Below are 16,495 nucleotides of genomic sequence, written 5' to 3' on the forward strand. Positions count from 1 at the left end.
TATTTAAGTTTAGCTCAAAAGAAATTCAAATGAAAAAAATATTTATATATCTATTCCTTACAATTATAGCAAACGCATATAGTCAGGAACTTAATTTGCCAGTTTTTACACAACATTTAGCTGAAAACGATTTTGTAATATCGCCAACCTATGCTGGAATTGGAGATAATTTAAGAATTAGGGCTAACGGTTTAACACAATGGGTTGGGATAAAAGATGCTCCCGATAATCAATCGCTTTACGCAGATTTTAGAATTGCCGATCGTTCGGGTGTTGGTGTGTCTTTATATAATGATAGAAACGGATACACCATTCAAACGGGTGCTAAATTCTCCTTTGCTCACCATCTTATTTTAGATTATTATTCTAAGCAATATTTATCTTTTGGTATTTCTTTTAATATCAATAATTTCCGAATTGATATCGATCAGTTCAATACCACTTACGAAAACCCAGTAATAGATCCTTTTGTTACTGATAACAGAAAAACATCAAATCAAAATTTCGATGTTGGCGCTTTGTATCGTAATCATGGCTTCTTTTTAAGTTTTAATGCAAATAACGTTTTAGGAAAGCAAATTGAAGATTTTAGAGCATTAGAACCAAATTTACTTTTAAACTATCAAATATATTCAGGATATACCTTTGAAGGTCCAAAGAAAAGTGGCATTGAATTCGAGCCTTCAATTTTTTATCAAATGTTCGCAAGTGATAAACGTTCTGCGACCGATATAAACTTCAAAATGCGGAAATTTAGTAGAAATGAAGATTATTATTGGGCTGGTATTTCGTACCGTTTTCTTAACGATCAATTAATGAAGCCTTTAAATATAGGGCCAATGGCAGGTTTTAAAAAGAATATATTCTATTTTGGATATTCTTATCAAGTTACCATGAATGGGTTATCTTCTTATAACTCAGGGACACATGTAATAACCATAGGTTTAGATTTTCTACAAGGTATAAGCAATTGCCCTTGTACGCAAAGTGCTGTGCATAAGTAATGGTTTAAATGTTGTAAATATCTTAAAATGTTATACTACTTTTGTAGCTTCAAAAATGTAATATTTTGAGAATGGAATTACGAGCAAAACAACGTATTGCTTTAAGTGTTTACTTTTTTTTATCAGGAATTTGTTTTGCCTCTTGGGCGTCGCGAATACCTACTATAAAAACGTTTTTTAATTTAAACGAAGCTGAACTTGGTACTATACTTATTGCTATGCCTATAAGTTCATTAATTGGTTTGCCTATTTCTGGTTGGCTGGTTTCTAAATTTGATAGCAGAGTACCTTTAATATTCGCATTTATATTTTTTTCGATATCATTGGCTATGATAGGGTTTGCAACCACAACAATTGGTTTGGTTTTAGCTATCTCTAGTTTTGCTTTTTGCTTGCGGATTTTAAATATTTCTATAAATACTCAGTCTATTACGTTACAGAAAAAATTTGAAAAGCGGGTAGTAGGAGCTTTTCACGGACTTTGGAGTACAGGGGGTCTATTTGGGGTTTTATTTTCGACTTTAATGGTGAAGTTTGAAGTGCCTATTGGAACGCACTTATTGAGTATAGCTATTTTTACAATAGTTGTGGCTTTGGCAACGTATAAATTCACTTTAAAAAATGATAAAGCACCTTCTGGAAATAAATTAATAATGAGTAAACCCGATCCTTACATTATGTGCCTAGGGATTATTGTCTTTTTTGCAGCCATTTGCGAAGGAGGTATGTTCGATTGGAGTGGTGTATATTTTAAAGAAGTTTTAAAGGAAGATGTTTTTACTTATGGGTATTTAATGTTTATGACTACCATGGCGTTGTCTCGTTTCTTCTCAGATAGGTTGGTAACCCGAATAGGTGTTTTAAAAACGTATGTTTTTAGCAGTACTTTAATTGTAATAGGCATTTCTATGGCGGTATTATTACCTAAGTTCTGGTCTGCTTTATTTGGTTTCTTTTTAGTTGGTTTTGGTACAGCTGCGTTTTTTCCGCTTACCATGTCTTTAGCAGGAAGTTCTAAAAAATATTCACCAGGTATGGCGATTTCAATAATAACAACTTACGCTATCGCGGGAATGCTTATCGGTCCACCATTAATTGGTTATTTGGCCCATGCTTTTGGCTTAAAAAATGCCTTTGGGCTATTTATAGTGGTTGGTTTGTTATTTATTCCTGTAGCTTTTGCTTTATTTCGATTTGAAGAAAAAGTAGAATCCTAATAAGCTATTATTTTTCTACAATTTCTATTTCAAATAATTTATCCCAACGTTTACCAGTAACAAATATGGTTTTAGTTTTAGGGTTGTAAGCAATGCCATTTAAAACATCTAAACCATCGTGTTGTGTAACAAGTTTCTTTAATGGAGAAAAATCTATTACACCTATTACTGCACCGTTTTTAGGGTTAATAATAGCTACACCATCTTTTTGATAACGGTTTGCAAAAATTTTACCATCAATCCATTCCATTTCGTTGATGCCAATAATTTTTCCTTTATTGGTAAATACTTGTATATATTCTTCTTCAACTAAAGTTTCAGGATTTAATAACCATATTTTTTCGGTACCATCACTTTTATAAATCGATGTATCGTTGTGTGTTAATCCCCAACCTTCTTTACTATTTGCGTATTTAAAGCTGTTTAGTTTTTCAAATGTATTTACATCGTAAACAAAACCTGTTCCTTTTTGCCATGTTAATTGATATACTTTATCATTGAGTACCGTTAAGCCTTCACCAAAAAACTCATCGGCTAAATTAATATTTTTAAATACTTCGCCTGTTTTATAGTCTACTTTTCTAAGTTTAGATTCTTTGTTTTGACCAGTACTTTCATACAAGGTGTCCTTGTAAAATTCTAAACCTTGCGTGTAAGATGTAATATCGTGTGGATATTCATTTATAATTTTATAGGTGAAAATTTTTGGTGATTCATTATTCAAAATAGTAACCGAGGTATTTATATTTTGTTTTTCACCATTAAAATAAACAATAGCTTCTATAGTTTGCTTGCCAAGTTTAAAATTACTTAAGGAAGTGTTTTCTTCTATTTTTTTACCATCTAAGGTATAAGAAACGGAGTCTATTTTATGACTTTTTTTGTTTTCTAAACTTAGTTTTAAAGTCTCATTTACTGAAATATTGCCTTTTTCGGCGTTTGTTACGACGCCAAAATCATTTTTTTTGAGTCCGTTATTAGATCCACAAGCAACAGAAAGTGTGCTTAAAAATATGATTGCTAAGTGTTTGTATGTTTTCATTTTGAGCTATAAATTTTAGGCAAGATATTTATTTAAAATCAGAGTAAAAAAATATTGTGAATTTTTTAAAAGGTTGTATATTTGCACCCGGCAAGTCCTACACAACTAGCTCCTGTTGAATCCTCCAGGGCGGGAACGCAGCAAAGGTAAATGGTTGTAGCAGTGTGATGTAGGTAGCTTGCCTTTTTTTATACAATAAACTTAAATCTTGAAAGCTTAGGCTTATCGAGATTTTTTAGTTTTAGAGCCTATCTTCAATTTAAAACTATCTTATAAATTTAGCGGTATATTAAAATTCATTGTTAATTTTGTAGTGTTAATATTATTCAAAAAAATATGTCTAAAGTTGTGTTAATTACAGGAGGTTCTTCGGGAATAGGTAAATCTATTGGTGAGTTTTTAAAAACAAGAGGATTTATTGTTTACGGAACCAGTAGAAGTCCAGAAAAGTATAAGGAGAGTAAATTCCCTATTTTGGCTTTAGATGTAAAAAACAATCAAACTATTTTAGAAACCGTTTCTACAATTATTGAGAAAGAGAGCAGGCTAGATGTTGTTGTTAACAATGCAGGTGCTGGTATTACTGGACCAATTGAAGAAATTCCAGATGCAGAAATTAAAAATAATTTTGATACTAATTTCTTTGGCCCTATAAATGTTATAAAGGCTGTTTTACCACAAATGCGAAAGCAGAATTCGGGTTTAATAATTAATGTAACTTCTATTGCTGGTTATATGGGGTTACCATATCGTGGCGTTTATAGTGCGAGTAAGGGCGCTTTAGAATTGATTACTGAAGCTTTCAGGATGGAGTTAAAGGATTTTAATATTAAAATGACCAATGTGGCTCCTGGAGATTTTGCAACTAATATTGCGGCAGGCAGGTATCATGCACCATTATTAGAAAATTCACCATACAAAAAGCCTTATGGTGATACCTTAAGTTTAATGGATTCTCATGTGGAAGGCGGAAGTGACCCGAATGAAATGGCTCAGGCTGTTTTTGATATTATCAATAATAAAGACCCTAAAATACATTATAAAGTTGGTGCTTTTATGCAGAAATTTTCAATCGTATTAAAACGCGTTCTTCCAGATAAGGTTTACGAAAAAATGCTAATGAACCACTATAAATTGTAATATCTTATTTTTTTAACAATCCAACAAGTTGTTCTTCAAACTTGCCATAAAAAATATTCGTGTTACCATTAACAATCTTTTTGTTTTTACCTATAATAAAGGTTTTTGTCATAGGGTGTATTGCCAATGTTTCTGAAGCTTCTTTGGGCGATTTAAAGAAGTATTCATTTCCGCTTACAAAACCATTAGATTGCAATGCACGTTTAGCTTTGTTTACATTATAATTATCAATATTAATGCTTACAAATGTAACTTCTGGGTATTTTAATTTTAGTCTGTTTAATTTGTGATGGCTACTTTTAAAATGATCGTAATAGGTGTTAGACCAAAACGTAATTACCGTTGTGCCATTAACTAAATCACTTAAATCTTTAGAGTTATTTTTATAATCCACAATACCAAGGTTTGGTAAACTGTTACCCGTATTTAACTTACTAATAGCTTCCGCAAAATTGATAATCATTTTTTTGCCTTTATCATTTTCAGTTTTCGCTAAATAATTTTTAAGAATAGTATTGGTTTCTTCAGTATCATCACTTAATGATAAAAACTTAACTGTATAATGATAGAGCAATTCTTCTTTTAAACTTTTATCAGATATTAAACTATCTATTTGTTTAAGTCGATCTAAATTAAAACAAAGTGAACGACCCTTTTTAAAATCATCTTTGCTGCAATGGTCCATATGTTCATTTAGAGCAAGATTGCTAACGTTGGACTTTAAGAACCATTTATAGGCAATAAAATCTTTGAGTTTAGAGTTATTATAGTCAATATCCTTTCTGTAGGCATAAAAATCTTTAGGAAGTGTTTTAAAAATTTTTTCAATTTGATTTCTATCGCTTCTAAACGGGTAGGTTTCTTTGCTAGCGTAATAGGAATAATTAATATGTTGTAAAATTAGATTTTCGAAAGCATCGCTAACATCATTTTTCTTTTTGAATTTTTTGAATTGAGCAAGTTGAGATGTTTTTATAGAATCGAGTTTAGAGGTAAATTGTTGTGGGTTAAGTGACCTGAATCTACGAACAGCACGTTCTGTTTTATCATTTTGCAAAAACTCATTAAGCAAAAAATTATTTTGTTTTGCACCACGACCAGTGTAAACTAGCGATTCATCAAAATCAAATGTGTTTAATCTAAATAGTAAGCTGTCATTAGGTTCTAGCATAATCATTTGATACTCGCTACCATGCCTAAAGGTATAAATGCCCGGGTAGAAGTTGTCAATTTTGTAAAAGAATCTATTACGGCCATCAAGTTTAATGGTGTCAATAGTTTTATTCTTACTTTCTAAAATAATGGTGCTTTCAATCGGATTTATAATTTCGCCTCCAATATAAGCAAAATCATCACTCCCGCTTTGAGTGTCGGTTTTACAGCTTGATATTAGAAGTGCAATTGATAATATTGAAAATAATACTCTCATTTAAAAATCCTTAATTAGGTATAGTAATTCTATAACAAAAGTATGCCTTGTTTTTATAATCTGCTGTTAATGCGTTGTTAAAAGTTATTTAGACTTAGAATAGATTAAACAAGTGACCGGGATAAAAAATAGAGCGTCGAAGTTTCTTCTTACCAATGAATTTTTCTACTTTTGCAAAAAAATAAACAACTTTATGTTATCAGTTTCAAATCTTTCTGTTCAATTCGGAAAACGCATTCTATTTGATGAAGTGAGCACAACATTCAATAACGGCAATTGCTACGGTATTATTGGTGCAAACGGATCTGGAAAATCTACTTTTTTAAAGATTATTTCGGGTAAAATGGAGCCAACCTCTGGGCATGTTTCTTTAGAGGCCGGTAAGCGTATGTCGGTTTTAGAACAAAACCACAACTTGTATGACGAGAGCACGGTATTAGAAACTATTTTAATGGGGAATAAACCATTGTTTGATATTAAAACTCAAATTGATGCCCTTTACGCTGATTACACAGATGAAAATGCTGAAAAAATTGGCGAACTTCAGGTTCAGTTTGAAGAAATGGATGGTTGGAATGCAGATAGTAATGCCGCTTCTATGCTTTCGAATTTAGGCATAAAAGAAGAGTTTCATTATACATTAATGGCAGATTTGGATGGTAAGCAAAAAGTACGTGTGTTGCTAGCACAAGCTTTATTTGGTAGTCCAGATGTGCTAATTATGGATGAGCCTACCAATGATTTGGATTACGAAACGATTTCTTGGTTAGAAAACTTTTTAGCTAATTATGATAATTGTGTGATTGTTGTATCGCACGATAGACACTTTTTGGATGCGGTTTGTACACATATTTCTGATATTGACTTTGGAAAAATAAACCATTACTCAGGTAACTATACGTTCTGGTACGAGTCGTCTCAATTAGCAGCACGCCAACACGCACAGCAAAACAAGAAAGCTGAAGAGAAGAAAAAAGAATTAGAAGAATTTATTCGTCGTTTTTCTGCCAACGTTGCAAAAAGTAAACAAGCAACTAGTAGAAAGAAGATGATTGAGAAATTAAATATTGGAGATATTAGACGTACTAGTCGTCGTTATCCTGCTATTATTTTTGAACGTGAAAGAGAAGCTGGAGATCAAATTTTAAATATTGAAGGTTTAACTGCATCGTTAGAAGGTGAATTACTTTTTAAAGATATTGACCTAAATTTAGCTAAAGGCGATAAAGTGGTAGTGTTCTCTAGAGATTCTAGAGCGACAACAGCATTTTATGAAATTTTAAATAATAATGAAAAGGCAGATTCAGGTAAATTTATGTGGGGTGTAACCACAACACAATCTTATTTACCATTAGATAATGATGCCTTTTTTAATAATGAACTTACTTTAATCGATTGGTTACGTCAATACGCAACTACAGAGGAAGAACGCGAAGAAGTAAATATTCGTGGTTTCCTTGGTAAAATGATTTTTAGTGGTGAGGAAGCATTTAAAAAATCGTCTGTATTATCTGGAGGTGAAAAAGTAAGATGTATGCTATCTAGAATGATGATGATGAGAGCTAATGTTTTACAATTAGATGAGCCTACAAACCATTTAGATTTAGAAAGTATTACCGCATTTAACAACTCACTTACAAACTTTAAGGGCACTATTTTATTTACTACTCACGATCATGAGTTTGCACAAACAGTTGCCAATAGAGTAGTAGAACTAACTCCTAATGGTGTTATAGATCGTTATACAACGTTCGATGAGTATATGCAGGATAAAAACATTAAAGAATTACGTGATAAAATGTACACTGTAAAAGCTTAAAAGTATTAAGGAGCTTTCTATATATAGTTAGCTCATTTAAATAATTAGAGATAAAAGTTTATTGGAAACTCATTTTCAATAAACTTTTTTTTTGCTTTAAACTTAATTTAGTCGCCTCTTCTGGATGCTCTAAAGCATAAAAAAAGGACCTTAAAAAAGGTCCTTTGTGGTGTGGTAAATTATATGGTTTTTATATGTTGTCTTTAAAACCAAATATTTTTTAGTGTCTAGTTGAGAGAAATATAATAGGATGAAAAACCAAAAGTATTATGGATTACGCATAATGTTGATTGCGACTTACTTTACCTTTAGAATTGCCTCTTGATAATGCAGAAGCATTTTTACCCATTAAATTATCAATAACTTGTGTTGCTCGTTCAATTTCGTCTTGATGCACTAATATATCTTGTATGGTCTGGTTTATATCACCCGGATAATTAATACGTTCAAATTTCGATTTGGCTCTAATGATAGCGCAAATATTTAATTCGGCTAAATCATTATAAACCCGCTGTACATCATTGAGATTTCCTGTAAATACTTTAGTGTAGTTTTTCATTTTAGTTTGTTTTAAAAAGTTTCTTCCTACAAGATAGTAAATAATAGAATGCAATAAAAGTTATAAAGCGTTAAAAATCAGTTAACTTTAATCGTGGGCGCCAACAGTTAAACTATGGCTCTATTTCCAAATTTGTATTTTCAATTATAGAAGTGGCTCGTTGAAGTTCATCTTTATGAACAAAAATTTCTTGAAGTCCATATACAGATGGTCCAAAACCAGCCAATCTTCCGGATTCAGTTTCATCTTTTACTACTGCAGTAATATCTTCATTTTCTAAATCGGAAATGATACGTTTTACAACAATAAAATCTCCGCTAAATACTTTTATATAGTTTGAATTTGTCATGATAAAATTTAGTTTAATGTTATTACTAAATATACAACATTTTTAAACACAAAAAAAGCCGGCCATAGCCGACTTTTTATTTTTAACAGGTGTTTAACTACCTTAATTCTGCACCCAGCTGTCTTTCAAAACTAGATTGCAGCTTATTCATTATTTTATCAATTTGTTTATCGGTTAGCGTTTTATTTTCATCTTGAAGTGTAAAACTTACCGCATAACTCTTTTTTCCTGAAGGTAAGTTTTTACCTTGGTAAACATCAAAAAGGTTTACAGATTTTAGTAATTGCTTTTCACTTTGTTTCGCTAGTTTGTAAATAGAATCAAATGTTACGTTATCATCCAATAGCAGGGCGAAATCGCGCTTTACTTCTGGGTATTTGGTAATGGCTTTAAAAGTTATTTTATTGCGTTTAACAACGTCTAAAATGGCGTCCCAATTAAAATCGGCAAAAAGAACATCTTGGCTAATATCAAAATGTTTTAAAACTTGCTTTTTAACTAAACCAAAATCTACTAAAGTTGTTTTTCCTAAACCTAAGCTAATACCTTCACTTATTAAATCGTTTTTTGTTGGGGCTTCACTAAATCTAGAAATTCCTAAACGTTCTAAAATAGAAATAATACTTCCTTTCATAAAAAAGAAATCACTCTTTTGGTTAGCCGAAATCCAATTATCTTGAGATTGATTTCCTGTTGAAAATATAGCTAAGTGCTTAAATTCTTCACGTTTATCTTGAAAACCATGATAGGTTTTTCCGAATTCGAAAAGTTTTAAATCTCCACGTTTTCTGTTGATGTTGAATGATACAGCCTCTAAACCAGAAAATAATAAGGATTGTCTCATAACAGATAAATCATTACTCAATGGATTTAGCATGGTAATGTTGTGTTCTTCTTGTAATTGCTCGCTTAGAGCGGCGTATTTAGGAGTTGTTAAAGAGTTTGATAGTATTTCAAAAAAGCCTTGCGCTGCTAATTGATTTCCTACAATATTCTGAATTTTATAATCCTCAAAACGGGATGTTGTAGAAATAGAAGCATTTAGTTTTTCGGTAGTTTTTACATTGTTGTAACCGTAAACACGTAAAATTTCTTCTATAATATCTGCTTCACGTTGCACATCATTTCGGTATGCTGGTACAGTTAATCCTAATCCGGTTTCGGTAACATTGTTAACTTTTATGTCTAAAGAAGAAAGAATACGTTTTATGGTTTCCTTTGGTATTTCTTCTCCAATTAATTTCTCTGCATTTTCAAAGCTTAAACGCACTTCGAAATCTTGAATTTTCTTTGGGTAAAAATCTATAATATCGCTAGTAATTTCTCCTCCAGCTAATTCTTGGATTAATAGGGCGGCACGTTTTAATGCATAACCTGTAATATTAGGATCTATTCCTCGCTCGAATCTAAAAGAAGCATCGGTATTTAACGCGTGTCTTTTTGCCGTTTTACGCACACTTACTGGGTTAAAATAGGCGCTTTCTAAAAATATACTTGTAGTGTGCTCTGAAACTCCAGAATTTAATCCACCAAAAACACCAGCAATACACATGGGTTTTTCAGCATCACAAATCATTAAATCATCTTCGTGCAATTCACGTTCTACACCATCAAGTGTTGTAAATTTTGTTCCTGCTGCTAAGGTTTTAACTTCAACTTTGTTGCCTGTAATTTTTGCAGCATCAAAAGCATGTAGTGGCTGTCCTAATTCGTGTAAAACGTAATTAGTGGCATCTACAATATTATTTATAGGGCTTAAACCAATAGCTTTTAAACGGTGTTGTAACCACGCCGGAGATTCTTCGACCTTTATACCAGAGAGCGTAATACCACAATATCGAGGTGCTAATTCTTTATCTTGTACATCAATATCCATTTTAAGTGTGCGATTTTCTACGTGAAAAGCACTTACCGATGGCGTAATGAGTTCTAAGTTTATGTCTTTTTGTATTAATCCAGCTTTTAAATCGCGAGCAGTTCCGTAATGGCTCATGGCGTCTGCGCGGTTTGGAGTTAATCCAATTTCAAAAACCTGATCATTTTCTATATCGAAAATATCGGCTACAGGTGTACCTACTTTTAAATTTTCATCTAACACTAAAATACCATCGTGAGATTTCCCTAAACCAAGCTCGTCTTCAGCACAAATCATCCCGAAGCTTTCCTCACCTCTAATTTTTCCTTTTTTAATAGTCCATGCTTCACCTTCTTCCGAGTATAAGGTGGTTCCAATAGTGGCAACAGGTACTTTTTGTCCTGCGGCAACATTTGGTGCACCACATACAATTTGTACCGGTCCATCTAAACCAATATCTACTGTAGTAATGTTTAGTTTGTCTGCGTTTGGGTGTTTTATACAAGTTAAAACTTCTCCAACTACAACGCCTTCTAATCCGCCTTTTACAGATTGATAGGTTTCTATTCCTTCAACCTCTAGTCCTAAATCGGTAAGTAATTCGCTAGTTTGTTCTGGAGTCCAATCTGTTTTTAAAAATTGCTTTAACCAGTTGTATGAAATCTTCATAAATCATTTTCGTATTAAGCGAGCAAAGATAAAATATTTGAGCTTAGCTTTCAAACAAAGGGTTGTGAATTGTTTGGGGAAAATGTGAAAACTTTTAAGATGAAAAATTATTGAAGAGGTGCTTTTTTATTTGGTTTATAAGGACGGACAACAGATTGTGCCACATAATCGTGAATGGCTTTCTTTTTGAGGTTGCCGTTAATGGTTAGTAATGAGATCCAACCTAGTAACGATTTTGTAATAAAACGAATGAGAGCAAAAGGAAAACTAAGGTTTTTATTTTCATTGGCTTCTTGTTTTACAACAATATCATTAAAAAAATGCCCTAAAGTAGCGCCAAATAGAGATACTAAAACAGGTTCATAAAGTATAAATAAGCTAACAAAAACTGATATTCTAATGTAGTTAGGGATATTTTCAAAAACATTAAAAATTTCAGCAGTAACGTACATTAAAACAATAATAGCAATGGTGCCAATTATTACAGCTTTAATTCTAGTAGTTATTGCTGTGTATTCGGTTTTCATCTAACACGTATCAGTTTGTTTAATTTCTAAAGAATCATTATTTATTCATCCAATAAATCTGGTCGAAGTTTTTTGGTACGCTCATAAGCTTGTTCTTCTCTCCATTTTTCAATTTCAGGAAAATTACCACTAAACAATAATTCAGGGACTTTCCAGCCTTTATATTCTCTTGGTTTTGTGTAAATTGGCGGCGCTAATAGATTGTCTTGAAAAGAATCGGTTAGGGCAGAGGTTTCATTACCCAAAACACCAGGTATTAATCTAATAATGGCATCGCAAAGCACAGCGGCACCCAATTCGCCACCAGAAAGTACATAGTCTCCAATGGAAATTTCGCGTGTAATAAATTGATCGCGTACACGTTGGTCTACACCTTTATAGTGACCGCATAAAATTATAATATTTTCGTGCATTGATAATTGGTTGGCAATACCTTGTTTCAAGGTTTCGCCATCGGGCGTCATGTAAATAACTTCGTTGTATTCACGTTGAACTTTTAATGCAGAAATACACTTATCAATAGGTTCTACCATCATAACCATGCCTGCACCTCCACCAAATTGTGTGTCGTCTATAGATTTGTAATTATCGGTAGTATAATCTCGTAAATTATGAAAATGTACTTCTACCAAACCGGCTTCAATAGCTCGTTTTAAAATAGATGCTTCAAACGGGCTTTTTAATAATTCTGGTAAAACGGTAATAATATCTATACGCATGATTTGTTTTTATCTGCCGCAAAGATAAATTAATTGTTTGGTATTTTTAATTAAGTTTTACTCGATAACTTTTAAAGTATAGTATAAAAAAACTCCGCAATAAAAATTGCGGAGTTTAAGTGATATAGATTGTACTTTTAAGCTTTTTTCTGCTTATTTATTTCATCTTGCAATTGGCGACGTACTTTTTGTTCACGTTCGAGTGCGGTTTTTCGGTGTTCTTCAAACTCTTCCTCCGTTTCGGCTAAGCTTTTCTTTGCTGCACGTGTAATGGAGTTACTATTATTGAACTTATATATAAAGAATAATAGAAAAGCTAATAGGCCTCCAATAATAGACCACATAAGAACATTATAGCTCGATTTACTCATTTGCAAACCAAATAAAGCCATGTTATCTTTTTCTGTATTCGTTTTTTCTAAGTCTATTTTTGTGTTAGAAAGATTTAATTTTAAATCTGAGATTTCTTTTGCTTGAGTTTCAACCACCACTTGCGTATCGGCTAAATCTTTATGCACCGCTTTTAAAGAATCTAAAGTATGTGCTTTAAGGGTATATAACCATGTTTTCTTTACGGTTTTATAATCTTGCCAACTGTTAGAACGACGGATAACAAACTCGAATTGGTTATCTATAGAGCCACTGTTTAAAGATAGTTTGTCTTCTTCTTGAGTAGCATCTGTTTGAGAAAAAGACGAAAGCGTTAATAAAAATGCGCAAGTTATAAAGAAGAGTTGTTTAGTAAAATTCATTTCTAAGAATAATTTTTTTATAGGTTGAAATCGGTTTACGAAGTTATGAAAATATGATTATAATTAGTTAAAAAGCCTCATTAAAATGAGGCTAATTTATATACGGGTAACATTTTATTTTAGATGTTTGAAATTAATAATATGTAAACCTACGTACTTTAGAAATATATTTGGCCAACCTAATAACTTGATGGCTATAGCCGTACTCATTATCATACCATATATATAGTATGATGTTTTTACCATCTTTTCTAACAATGGTGGCCTTGCTATCATATATAGAAGGGGCAGAGCATCCTACAATATCGCTAGAGACTAATTCGTCGCTTAATTCATATTTTATTTGTTCGACCAAATCACCTTCTAAAGCATATTTTTTTAAAATAGTATTTATACCCGAAAGCGATGTTTTATTATGAAGCTCTAAATTTAGAATAGCCAAAGAACCATTAGGTACAGGTACACGAATGGCATTAGAGGTTAATTTTCCTTCTAAGCTTGGTAACGCTTTAGATACCGCGACACCTGCACCAGTTTCGGTAATTACCATATTTAATGCAGCAGCACGGCCACGGCGATATTTTCCGTGAAAATTATCAACTAAATTTTGGTCGTTAGTATAAGCGTGAATAGTTTCTAAATGACCACTGATGATACCGAAAGAATCTTCAATAACTTTTAAAATAGGAGTAATAGCGTTGGTGGTGCATGATGCCGCAGAGAAAATATTATGGTTATCTGGATTATTTTCTTTATGATTTACACCATAAACAATGTTAGGTATGCCTTTCCCTGGCGCAGTAAGTAAAACTTTATTAATACCTTTAGATTTTAAATGTCTACCTAGAGCTTTTTTATCTCTAAAAGCACCGGTATTATCAATAACCAAGGCATTATCTATACCAAATTGAGTATAATCAATATCTTCTGGATTATTGGCGGAAATAATTTTTACAGTGGTGCCATTAATAATTAAAGCTTGGTTTTCAACATCGATAGAAACGGTTCCAGAAAAATCACCATGTACAGAATCGTTACGTAAAAGCGCAGCACGTTTTTCTAAAATTTGCTCATCAATGGTTCCGCGAGTTACAATAGCTCTTAATCTCATTTGGCTACCTTGACCTGTTTTGGCCATAAGTTCTCGAGCTACTAAACGGCCAATTCTACCAAATCCGTAAAGCACAACGTTTTTTGGATCGATACCACCATTTTTATGGGCTTCTTTTAATTTTGAAGAAACAAATGCCGTAGCATTGTTATGTTTATTGTCTTCTCCTTGAAACTCAAAAGTTAATTTTCCGATGTCGAGTTTAGCAGGCGGAACATTAAGCATTTTAATGGCTTGTGCAATTTCTACCGAATCGAAAATAGAAATTGGTTTTTGTACAAATTTACCAGCATATTCGTGAAGATTTAAAATTTGGCTAACATTACGGTCTATAAGCTGGTTTCTAAAAAGTACGAGTTCTATAGATTTATCGTACCAGAGATCACTAATAATTTTAATAAATTCTACAGTTGCTCGACGTCTGTCGGCCTGAAATGCTAATTCCTTTTCGTAAGTTTTGTTAAAGGACATAGTTTAGATAGTTTTAGTTATAGTTTTTTGCAAAAATACTATATTTCAAACGTTTTCGTAGCGTGTTTTTTAAAGTTTTTTTACGCTTAAAATATCTAATTATTTCCTTTGTTTTTATGTTAAAATATATAAGCCATAGTAAAAAAGAAACCTCTTTAAAACTTTACGCTTTAAAGAGGTTTCACTAACACAAATTCAAACAATTTTTATTTAAAAAGAACTTCTTTTTTCTCTTTTCTTGTATTAATGTATTCTAGTTTTTTTATGTTATCTAAAATATCTTCACCATATTTTTCTTTTAATTTTGAAATATCCTCGATGCTCTCAATTTTAGTATCGTTAATTCCAGTAATGATATAACCTTCAGTAATACCCAAGTTAGAATACAACCATTTGTTTTCTGTATTCTTAATAATTACACCGTAATCTATTTGGTATTTCTCCTTAAAAGAGTCTGATAAATCTTGTAAATCCATTTTCATGAAATTAACGGTAAACATTTCAGTTTTTGTTAAGGTTACCGAAACTGATTTTAAATCGTCCTTTCTATAAAGTTCAACATTAACTACATCATTAGGACGTTTTGTTTTAATGTACCCGCTTAAATCTTCAAATTTAGAGATTTCAATATTGTCTAATTTCTTAATAACATCTCCTTTTTTTATACCTGCTTTTTCGGCTCCAGAGTTTTTTATTACTTCCGCCACATAAACGCCTTCAGCATAATTAACACCCATTTCTTCCGCTACAGCGCTATTAAAAGTTCCGCCTTGTATGCCTAATACGCCATTCTGCACGTTTCCAAATTCCATTATATCTTCAATAACTTTACGGGCAATATTACTCGGTACAGCAAAAGAGTACCCGACATAAGAACCGGTTTGAGATGAAATTGCAGTGTTAATACCAATTAATTCTCCATTGGTATTTACTAGTGCACCACCTGAGTTTCCTGGGTTAACAGCGGCATCGGTTTGTAAAAAAGACTGAGAGCTTTGCCCTGTTAAATCTCTAGATTTTGCACTTATTATTCCTGCCGTTACAGTAGAGGTTAGGTTAAACGGGTTTCCAACAGCTAAAACCCATTCACCAATTTGCACACCATCAGAATCTCCAAAAGTAACATAAGGTAAATCTTCATCGGCATCAATTTTTAATAAAGCGATATCGGTTTTTGGATCGGTTCCAACAACTTCAGCAGTATACGTTTTATTATTATTTAGGGTTACCGAAAGTTCGCTAGCGTTTTTAATAACGTGGTTATTAGTAACAATGTATCCGTCGGCATTAATAATGACACCAGAGCCTGTGCCCATTTGTGCACGTTGAGGGCTTCTTCCTGAAAAGAAATCTTGCAGTGTCATTTGTCCAGAACTTATCGTAACGTTTTTTACGTGTACTACAGCATGTACCGTATTATCTGCAGCATTTGTAAAATCGGTGTTTTCGGCAGCGCTAAGCGCCATGTTTAAATTATTTGTTGGTAAAAAGGTGGGTTGCTCGTTATTTGCTGCAACCACCACTTTGTTTTCTTTTTCTAAAAAAACTTTGTATGCACCAAGGGTTATAACACCACCTAATACGGATACCATTACTAAGGTTAAAATCTTCTTCATATGATCTATAATTTTTAGTGTTTAAAATTGTGTTCTATTTATTTGAACAGATTAAAATTAATTATTTACCACACACAAAATTAATTTTTAACGATTTTTAACTTGCACTTTAACGCCTATTTAACACAGAAAGAGAATAGCCTTTTTAATTTTTACACCCTATTAAAGTTGTGATAATTAATGTTTATTGTCTGTGTTTGTGGCTTAAAAAGCTAA

14 protein-coding genes and 1 other RNA gene are annotated in these 16,495 nt (G+C 32.3%); 5 read left to right on the forward strand and 10 right to left on the reverse strand.

Translation table 11 applies throughout. From position 1 onward, the window contains the following. Nucleotides 1-29 precede the first annotated feature (29 nt). The gene (locus tag ACJJV4_RS08275; RefSeq protein WP_405293309.1) at nt 30-1,004 is read left to right on the forward strand and encodes a type IX secretion system membrane protein PorP/SprF; all 975 of its coding nucleotides are present in this window, start codon (nt 30-32) and stop codon (nt 1,002-1,004) included. A gap of 71 nt (nt 1,005-1,075) precedes the next feature. Beyond that, on the forward strand, nt 1,076-2,221 hold the full coding sequence (locus ACJJV4_RS08280; RefSeq protein ID WP_405293311.1) for an MFS transporter: 1,146 nt from the start codon (nt 1,076-1,078) through the stop codon (nt 2,219-2,221). A gap of 7 nt (nt 2,222-2,228) precedes the next feature. Here ACJJV4_RS08280 and ACJJV4_RS08285 read toward each other — a convergent pair whose 3' ends face one another. Next, a complete protein-coding gene (locus ACJJV4_RS08285) occupies nt 2,229-3,263 on the reverse strand; it encodes a glutaminyl-peptide cyclotransferase (RefSeq protein ID WP_405293313.1) in 1,035 nt (344 codons plus the stop codon). A gap of 88 nt (nt 3,264-3,351) precedes the next feature. Here ACJJV4_RS08285 and ffs point away from each other — a divergent pair. Both ffs and ACJJV4_RS08295 read left to right on the forward strand, forming a co-directional pair. Beyond that, an RNA gene (ffs, locus tag ACJJV4_RS08290) (signal recognition particle sRNA small type) lies at nt 3,352-3,450 on the forward strand. A gap of 149 nt (nt 3,451-3,599) precedes the next feature. Beyond that, entirely contained in the window at nt 3,600-4,403 is an 804-nt protein-coding gene (locus ACJJV4_RS08295; protein WP_405293315.1) for an SDR family oxidoreductase, read from the forward strand. Nucleotides 4,404-4,407: 4 nt separating this feature from the next. Here ACJJV4_RS08295 and ACJJV4_RS08300 read toward each other — a convergent pair whose 3' ends face one another. Beyond that, nucleotides 4,408-5,832: a TlpA family protein disulfide reductase gene (locus tag ACJJV4_RS08300; RefSeq protein ID WP_405293317.1), complete on the reverse strand. Its 1,425-nt coding sequence runs from the start codon at nt 5,830-5,832 to the stop codon at nt 4,408-4,410. Nucleotides 5,833-6,025: 193 nt separating this feature from the next. On the opposite strand from ACJJV4_RS08300, the gene ACJJV4_RS08305 reads away from it, so the two are divergent. Beyond that, nucleotides 6,026-7,651: an ABC-F family ATP-binding cassette domain-containing protein gene (locus ACJJV4_RS08305; RefSeq protein WP_405293319.1), complete on the forward strand. Its 1,626-nt coding sequence runs from the start codon at nt 6,026-6,028 to the stop codon at nt 7,649-7,651. A 274-nt stretch (nt 7,652-7,925) separates the two neighbouring features. On the opposite strand, the gene ACJJV4_RS08310 is transcribed toward ACJJV4_RS08305, so the two are convergent. The 8 genes from ACJJV4_RS08310 to ACJJV4_RS08345 all read right to left on the reverse strand — a co-directional run bounded on the left by ACJJV4_RS08310 (nt 7,926) and on the right by ACJJV4_RS08345 (nt 16,279). Beyond that, complete coding sequence (locus ACJJV4_RS08310; protein ID WP_405293321.1) at nt 7,926-8,210, reverse strand: DUF2007 domain-containing protein; 285 nt, start codon at nt 8,208-8,210, stop codon at nt 7,926-7,928. Between the two features lie 112 nt (nt 8,211-8,322). Further along, nucleotides 8,323-8,559, reverse strand: coding sequence for a putative signal transducing protein (locus ACJJV4_RS08315; protein ID WP_405293323.1), 237 nt, complete (start codon nt 8,557-8,559; stop codon nt 8,323-8,325). A gap of 97 nt (nt 8,560-8,656) precedes the next feature. Continuing rightward, the gene (gene pheT, locus ACJJV4_RS08320; RefSeq protein WP_405293325.1) at nt 8,657-11,083 is read right to left on the reverse strand and encodes a phenylalanine--tRNA ligase subunit beta; all 2,427 of its coding nucleotides are present in this window, start codon (nt 11,081-11,083) and stop codon (nt 8,657-8,659) included. Nucleotides 11,084-11,190: 107 nt separating this feature from the next. Beyond that, complete coding sequence (locus ACJJV4_RS08325) at nt 11,191-11,610, reverse strand: RDD family protein (RefSeq protein ID WP_405293327.1); 420 nt, start codon at nt 11,608-11,610, stop codon at nt 11,191-11,193. 41 nt (nt 11,611-11,651) lie between these two features. Further along, complete coding sequence (gene trmD / locus ACJJV4_RS08330) at nt 11,652-12,329, reverse strand: tRNA (guanosine(37)-N1)-methyltransferase TrmD (RefSeq protein ID WP_405293329.1); 678 nt, start codon at nt 12,327-12,329, stop codon at nt 11,652-11,654. 137 nt (nt 12,330-12,466) lie between these two features. Then, entirely contained in the window at nt 12,467-13,081 is a 615-nt protein-coding gene (locus ACJJV4_RS08335; RefSeq protein WP_405293331.1) for a tRNA (guanine-N1)-methyltransferase, read from the reverse strand. 133 nt (nt 13,082-13,214) lie between these two features. After that, complete coding sequence (locus ACJJV4_RS08340; protein ID WP_405293333.1) at nt 13,215-14,663, reverse strand: glyceraldehyde-3-phosphate dehydrogenase; 1,449 nt, start codon at nt 14,661-14,663, stop codon at nt 13,215-13,217. Between the two features lie 206 nt (nt 14,664-14,869). Then, nucleotides 14,870-16,279, reverse strand: a complete 1,410-nt coding sequence (locus ACJJV4_RS08345) for a trypsin-like peptidase domain-containing protein (RefSeq protein ID WP_405293335.1) — start codon at nt 16,277-16,279, stop codon at nt 14,870-14,872. Between the last annotated feature and the right edge of the window lie 216 nt (nt 16,280-16,495).

It is taken from the genome of Algibacter sp. Ld11 (genome assembly GCF_045066735.1).
In the GTDB taxonomy this organism is placed as follows: domain Bacteria; phylum Bacteroidota; class Bacteroidia; order Flavobacteriales; family Flavobacteriaceae; genus Algibacter.

Excerpts from the sequence above, each read along its gene's own strand:
- ACJJV4_RS08275 (WP_405293309.1), top strand. The coding sequence starts at position 30 with ATGAAAAAAATATTTATATATCTATTCCTTACAATTATAGCAAACGCA.
- ACJJV4_RS08280 (WP_405293311.1), top strand. The coding sequence starts at position 1,076 with ATGGAATTACGAGCAAAACAACGTATTGCTTTAAGTGTTTACTTTTTT.
- ACJJV4_RS08285 (WP_405293313.1), bottom strand. The coding sequence starts at position 3,263 with ATGAAAACATACAAACACTTAGCAATCATATTTTTAAGCACACTTTCT.
- ACJJV4_RS08295 (WP_405293315.1), top strand. The coding sequence starts at position 3,600 with ATGTCTAAAGTTGTGTTAATTACAGGAGGTTCTTCGGGAATAGGTAAA.
- ACJJV4_RS08300 (WP_405293317.1), bottom strand. The coding sequence starts at position 5,832 with ATGAGAGTATTATTTTCAATATTATCAATTGCACTTCTAATATCAAGC.
- ACJJV4_RS08305 (WP_405293319.1), top strand. The coding sequence starts at position 6,026 with ATGTTATCAGTTTCAAATCTTTCTGTTCAATTCGGAAAACGCATTCTA.
- ACJJV4_RS08310 (WP_405293321.1), bottom strand. The coding sequence starts at position 8,210 with ATGAAAAACTACACTAAAGTATTTACAGGAAATCTCAATGATGTACAG.
- ACJJV4_RS08315 (WP_405293323.1), bottom strand. The coding sequence starts at position 8,559 with ATGACAAATTCAAACTATATAAAAGTATTTAGCGGAGATTTTATTGTT.
- pheT (WP_405293325.1), bottom strand. The coding sequence starts at position 11,083 with ATGAAGATTTCATACAACTGGTTAAAGCAATTTTTAAAAACAGATTGG.
- ACJJV4_RS08325 (WP_405293327.1), bottom strand. The coding sequence starts at position 11,610 with ATGAAAACCGAATACACAGCAATAACTACTAGAATTAAAGCTGTAATA.
- trmD (WP_405293329.1), bottom strand. The coding sequence starts at position 12,329 with ATGCGTATAGATATTATTACCGTTTTACCAGAATTATTAAAAAGCCCG.
- ACJJV4_RS08335 (WP_405293331.1), bottom strand. The coding sequence starts at position 13,081 with ATGAATTTTACTAAACAACTCTTCTTTATAACTTGCGCATTTTTATTA.
- ACJJV4_RS08340 (WP_405293333.1), bottom strand. The coding sequence starts at position 14,663 with ATGTCCTTTAACAAAACTTACGAAAAGGAATTAGCATTTCAGGCCGAC.
- ACJJV4_RS08345 (WP_405293335.1), bottom strand. The coding sequence starts at position 16,279 with ATGAAGAAGATTTTAACCTTAGTAATGGTATCCGTATTAGGTGGTGTT.